This is a genomic window from Achromobacter sp. (genome assembly GCF_036567245.1).
Classification (GTDB): Bacteria; Pseudomonadota; Gammaproteobacteria; order Burkholderiales; family Burkholderiaceae_B; genus Achromobacter.
Window position 1 is genome coordinate 1 of record NZ_DATCUY010000315.1, and the last position, 4,620, is coordinate 4,620.

Annotated in this window: 7 protein-coding genes and 1 pseudogene; 5 read left to right on the plus strand and 3 right to left on the minus strand. The window is 68.2% G+C overall.

The features are described 5' to 3' along the window. Positions 1–226 (plus strand): annotated as a pseudogene (locus VIR09_RS13825) (cupin domain-containing protein); the annotation flags it as partial. 7 nt (positions 227–233) lie between these two features. Beyond that, a complete protein-coding gene (locus VIR09_RS13830; protein ID WP_332013376.1) occupies positions 234–770 on the plus strand; it encodes a GNAT family N-acetyltransferase in 537 nt (178 codons plus the stop codon). A gap of 34 nt (positions 771–804) precedes the next feature. Here VIR09_RS13830 and VIR09_RS13835 read toward each other — a convergent pair whose 3' ends face one another. Continuing rightward, positions 805–1,137 carry a hypothetical protein gene (locus VIR09_RS13835; RefSeq protein ID WP_013395913.1) on the minus strand — a complete coding sequence of 111 codons (333 nt, stop codon included), beginning with the start codon at positions 1,135–1,137 and terminating at the stop codon, positions 805–807. Positions 1,138–1,381: 244 nt separating this feature from the next. Between VIR09_RS13835 and VIR09_RS13840 the strand changes: the two genes are divergently transcribed. Then, on the plus strand, positions 1,382–1,531 hold the full coding sequence (locus VIR09_RS13840; RefSeq protein WP_332013377.1) for a hypothetical protein: 150 nt from the start codon (positions 1,382–1,384) through the stop codon (positions 1,529–1,531). Positions 1,532–1,747: 216 nt separating this feature from the next. After that, on the plus strand, positions 1,748–2,572 hold the full coding sequence (locus VIR09_RS13845) for an SDR family NAD(P)-dependent oxidoreductase (RefSeq protein ID WP_332013378.1): 825 nt from the start codon (positions 1,748–1,750) through the stop codon (positions 2,570–2,572). A 9-nt stretch (positions 2,573–2,581) separates the two neighbouring features. Here the strand turns inward: VIR09_RS13845 and VIR09_RS13850 are convergent, their stop codons facing one another. Next, a complete protein-coding gene (locus VIR09_RS13850; protein WP_332013379.1) occupies positions 2,582–3,352 on the minus strand; it encodes a sulfite exporter TauE/SafE family protein in 771 nt (256 codons plus the stop codon). Beyond that, a complete protein-coding gene (locus VIR09_RS13855; RefSeq protein WP_332013381.1) occupies positions 3,349–3,681 on the minus strand; it encodes a sel1 repeat family protein in 333 nt (110 codons plus the stop codon). The genes VIR09_RS13850 and VIR09_RS13855 overlap by 4 nt, the downstream gene beginning before the upstream one ends. 205 nt (positions 3,682–3,886) lie before the next feature. On the opposite strand from VIR09_RS13855, the gene VIR09_RS13860 reads away from it, so the two are divergent. After that, positions 3,887–4,620 (plus strand): LysR family transcriptional regulator (locus VIR09_RS13860; RefSeq protein ID WP_332013380.1); only part of this gene is annotated, 734 nt, incomplete at its 3' end.

The following is a 4,620-nucleotide window of genomic DNA, read 5'->3' on the forward strand; positions in this document are numbered from 1 at the left end:
GCTGGCGTGCGAGCTGGCCGCCGGCGCGCGCATCGCCTATGACAGTTCGCCCCGGCCGGGGCTGGAACATCACCTGCTGATGCTGGAAGGCGAGCTGGCCATCACCGTCGACGGGCAGGCGCATAGCCTGTCGCAGGGCGACTGCCTGCGCTACCAGCTGTTCGGCGCCAGCGAATTCTCAACCCCGCCGCATCGCGGCGCCCGCTACCTGCTCTTCATCGTCTGAGCCCACCATGTCCCATCCCAATCCCGAATTGATCCTTTTGTCGGCGGATGCCGCTGACGCCCTCGTGCCCGAGCTGGCCGAACTGCTGCGCGCCTGCGTGCAGGACGGCGCCAGCGTCAGCTTCGTCCTGCCGTATTCGTCCGAGGAGGCGCAGGCCTTTTGGCGCGCCAAGGTGCTGCCGGCGGTCGCTGGCGGCAAGTCGGCGCTGTGGGTGGCGCGGCAGGAGGGACGCATCGCGGGATCGGTGCAGCTGGATTGGGACACGCCGCCCAACCAGCCGCACCGCGCCGAAGTGCGCAAGCTGCTGGTGCATCCGGATTTCCGCCGTCGCGGCATCGCCCGGGCCTTGCTGGCCGAGACGGAAACCATGGCGCGGCGCCAGGGCCGCAGCCTGATCACGCTGGACACGCGCACGGGCGACAGCGCCGAGCCGCTCTACGCGTCGCAGGGCTATCAGACCGTGGGAGTGATACCGGGTTTCAGCCGCGATCCGCATGATGCCGCCAAGCTGGACGGCACCACCATCATGTACAAGCAGCTGTAGCCGACGCTGCCGCCGCGGGCGGCAGCAACCGGCCTCAGGCGAGGGGCTTGATGCCCACGCTGTACGGCGGGGCGTTGCCGCGCGCCGGGGCCTTGATCTTCAGCATCGAGCCGCCGGGAGTGAATTCGAATTCCTGGTACGGCACTTCGAACCACTGATGAAAACTGGTGCGGGAGAATTCCGGCACCCAGACCTTGGCGCGTTTGGGATCGCAGTGGAACTCGACCAGCGTGCGGTCTATGCCCAGCGGACGGGTATTGCCGATGCGGTAGCTGACTTTCAGCTCGGCGCGCTCGGTCGAGCCGGGGCGCCAGGCCAGGCCGATGGATTCCATGAATTTTTCGATCGCCTCGATACCGCGATGCATGACTGACTCCGAATGCGGGCGGGCGCAAGGCCCGAAAAAAGTGCCGTTTCCCGCGGCGCCGCGGAAAACACCCGAATTATCCGTCATTCCGGCCCCGGGCGTCTCCAGGCTTGCATCCCTTCAATCGGCGCCATTGAACAAAGCAAATGGACGGCCAGCAGCCAGGCCCGCACCATGGCAACCATGTCCTCTATAAGACCTGCGCGGCCTGCGCCGGTCCGGACCCGATATCCAAGGAGTCATCATGGCAAATTTCATACTGGCATTGGTCAACGCGGAACTGTCTCTTTTCGGCGTCGAAACGCCTGGCGCGGCGGAGCAGGCGCCGGCCGCGCCGCAGGCGGCAGACGCGCCGGCCTTCGATAGCGAGCACTACCGCAGCGCGCTGGGTTAAGGCCTGCGCAAGGTTCTGCGTAGTGTGGGGCCTGGCAGGCGCGGAACACACCGTTGCAGGAATAGGCAGGTTTCACGCAAGAACGAGCCTGTACGCGCAGGCTCGCGATTCTTACCATCTCTTCCAGGGTCGGGGCGGCGCGTTCATTGCGGATGCGCTGGCTCCGCCAGGCTGCCGGGCGTGTTGCCGGCGGTACACGCAAGGGAAGGGAATCGCATGAATACCGAAAAAATCTGGTTGGTCACGGACGCTTCCGCGGGGCTGGGTCTGGTCCTGGTGAAGATGTTGCTGGACATGGGCCACAAGGTGGCGGCGACGTCGCCGGATGGCGATGCGCTGCTGGACGCGGTGGGCGCCAAGCTGGAGGGGCAGTTCCTGCCCTTGACGGTGGATCTGGCTGACGAGCGCAGCGTGCAGCGCGCCGTGGATGCCACGGCAGCCGCCTTCGGAGGCCTGGACGTGGTGGTGAACAACGCCGGCCATGGCCTGCGGGGCGCGCTCGACAGCTTGCCGGACGAGGACCTGCGCGGCACGTTCGACATCAATGTGTTCGCCACGCTGAACGTGATTCGCGCGGCCCTGCCGCGCATGCGCGCGCAGCGCAGCGGGCATGTGTTCAATATTTCTTCCATCCTGGGCTTCGATGGCGGCCGCGCCGATTGGGGCGCCTACAGCGCCGCCAAGTTTGCCGTCAGCGGCCTGACCGAAGCGCTGGCAGCCGAGGCCGCGCCTTTCGGCATCCGGGTGTCGCTGGTGTACCCGGGAGCGTTGCGCGCACCCAGAAGGGCGGACGGCGAGCAGGCGCCCGAACTGGCGTCGCGCAATGCGCAGGCGCGCGACGCGGACGGCGATCCGGCCAAGATGGCGCGGGCGTTGATCAACGCCGCGCAGGCGCAGTACGCGCCGCTGCACCTGTTCCTGGGGCGCGACGCCTTCGATCAGGCGCGCGCCAAGATCCAGTCGGTGCAGCAGGAACTGGCGCGATGGCGCGAGATGTCGGTGTCCATCGGCTTCGTGGACGAAAGGCGTCTGGCGGCCTGATGGCCGGGCTCAGGCCGTCCAACCCTGGACGGCCTGGTAGGCGCCCAGCAGCCCCAGGCTCACCATGAAACAGCGCTTGAAAGCCTGCTGCGACATCTTGCCGCGCAGCCATGTGCCCAGCGCCATGCCGATCAGCGCGGGCAGCAGCATCAGCAGGGACGCGCCGGCGGCTTCGGGCGTATAGCCGCCATTGAGGCCCAGGCCGGCCGCCAGCGCCACGGTGGACACCGTGAATGAGATGCCCATGGCCTGGATCAGGCCATCTTTGCCCAGGTTCAAGGCCTGCAGATACGGCACCGCGGGGATCACGAACACGCCGGTGGCGGCGGTAATCACGCCGGTGACGGCGCCGACCGCGGCGCTCACCAGTCCTTCGTGGCGCTGCGGCGCCCTGGGCGGCGAGCCGAACAGGCCCCAGGCAGCGTAGGCCACCAGCGCCAAGCCCAGGCACACGCTGGCCCAGTGTCCCGAAGGCGGGCCCAGCCACAGCGCGCCGCCTATCGTGCCTGCGCAGATGCCCGCCTGCATGGCGCCGATGCGGCGCAGCATCCTGGGCAGGGTGGGCCATGGCTGCGCTTGCCAGAGATTGGTGATCAGGGACGGCACGATCAGCAGCGCCGCGGCCTGCGCCGGCGCCATGATCAGCGCCAGCATGGCCATGGAAATGGTGGGCAGGCCCAGGCCGACCACGCCCTTGACCACGCCGGCCAGGATGAACACGGCCACGGCCACCACAAGCAGCGCGGGCGTGTTGCCGGGGAACAGATCCGGAAGCATCATGCCGGCTCGCAGTGGGCGGTGAGGCCGGCGCGGGGGCGGCCGAACAAGGCGTAGGCGACGTCGTCCGTGCCTGCGCCGTCCTGGCGCGCCGCGCGCAGCAGCCATTGCCGTCCTTCGCAGAGGTCGGCGCGCAGGGACTCTCCGTACAGGGCCGGGCCGCCGAGCAGCGCGATGCCCAGCATCCGCTGCGCCGGCGCATGGCCGTCGCCTGCCGCGGCGCGCAGCCACTGCGCCATGGCGGCATAGTCGCCCACGGTCTGGGCTTCCAGCGCCAACGCGTATTTCTGCGCTGGCGTAGTGTGCGGGTCCAGGCTGCCGGCTTCGGCCATGCCTGAGCCATGCAGGGTCAAGGCCAGCAGCGCGAGGGCGGGCCAGTGAACGCGGGCGCGCCATGGTTTGAGGATTTTCATGGATTTTTCCCGGATTGAAGGGGCTGGGACTTCATTGTGGTCCCGCGCGTCCTTGAACCCATATCGGGATCTCGCGTAGCTATCCTATGGCTCAGCCTGAGGGTTGCCGTGCTACGCTTTTCGCATGCGATTCGACCTCACTGACCTGCGGTTATTCCTGAATGTGCAGGAAACCGGTTCCATCACGGCGGGGGCGCGGCGTTCCCACATGACGCTGGCGTCGGCGAGCGAACGCATTCGGGGCATGGAGGACACGCTGGGCGTGCCGCTGCTGCTGCGCGAGGCGCGCGGGGTCGAGCCCACCCCGGCGGGCCGCACGCTGGCGCACCATGCGCGCGTGGTGCTGGCGCAGATGGACCGCATGCGCGGCGAATTAGACCATTACGGACTGGGGCTGAAGGGGCATGTGCGCGTGCTGTGCAACACCACCGCGCTGAGCGAGTACCTGCCGCCGGTGCTGGGCGCTTTTCTCAAGGACCATCCGCGTGTCTCCGTGGACCTGGAAGAACGGCTGAGCCACGAAATCGCCGATGCGCTGCGCGCGGGGACGTGCGACATAGGCGTGCTGGCCGATACGGCCGATCTGCACGGCCTGCGTACGCAGACCTTCCGGCACGACCCATTGACGCTGATCGTGCCGCCGGACCATGCGCTGGCGGGCCGCGCGTCGGTGCTGCTGGCCGACGTGGCCGACCAGGAATTCGTGGGGCTGGTCGAAGGCAGCGCCTTGCAGGAGCACATCGCGCATCATGCGCGCCGCGGCGGCAAGGCCTTGTCGTACCGGGTGCGGCTGCGCAGCTTCGACGCGGTGTGCCGGATGGTGGGGCAAGGCGTGGGCATAGGCATCGTGCCGCGCGT

Coding starts and splice junctions, on each gene's coding strand:
- VIR09_RS13830 (WP_332013376.1), top strand. CDS start 234: ATGTCCCATCCCAATCCCGAATTGATCCTTTTGTCGGCGGATGCCGCT.
- VIR09_RS13835 (WP_013395913.1), bottom strand. CDS start 1,137: ATGCATCGCGGTATCGAGGCGATCGAAAAATTCATGGAATCCATCGGC.
- VIR09_RS13840 (WP_332013377.1), top strand. CDS start 1,382: ATGGCAAATTTCATACTGGCATTGGTCAACGCGGAACTGTCTCTTTTC.
- VIR09_RS13845 (WP_332013378.1), top strand. CDS start 1,748: ATGAATACCGAAAAAATCTGGTTGGTCACGGACGCTTCCGCGGGGCTG.
- VIR09_RS13850 (WP_332013379.1), bottom strand. CDS start 3,352: ATGATGCTTCCGGATCTGTTCCCCGGCAACACGCCCGCGCTGCTTGTG.
- VIR09_RS13855 (WP_332013381.1), bottom strand. CDS start 3,681: ATGGCCGAAGCCGGCAGCCTGGACCCGCACACTACGCCAGCGCAGAAA.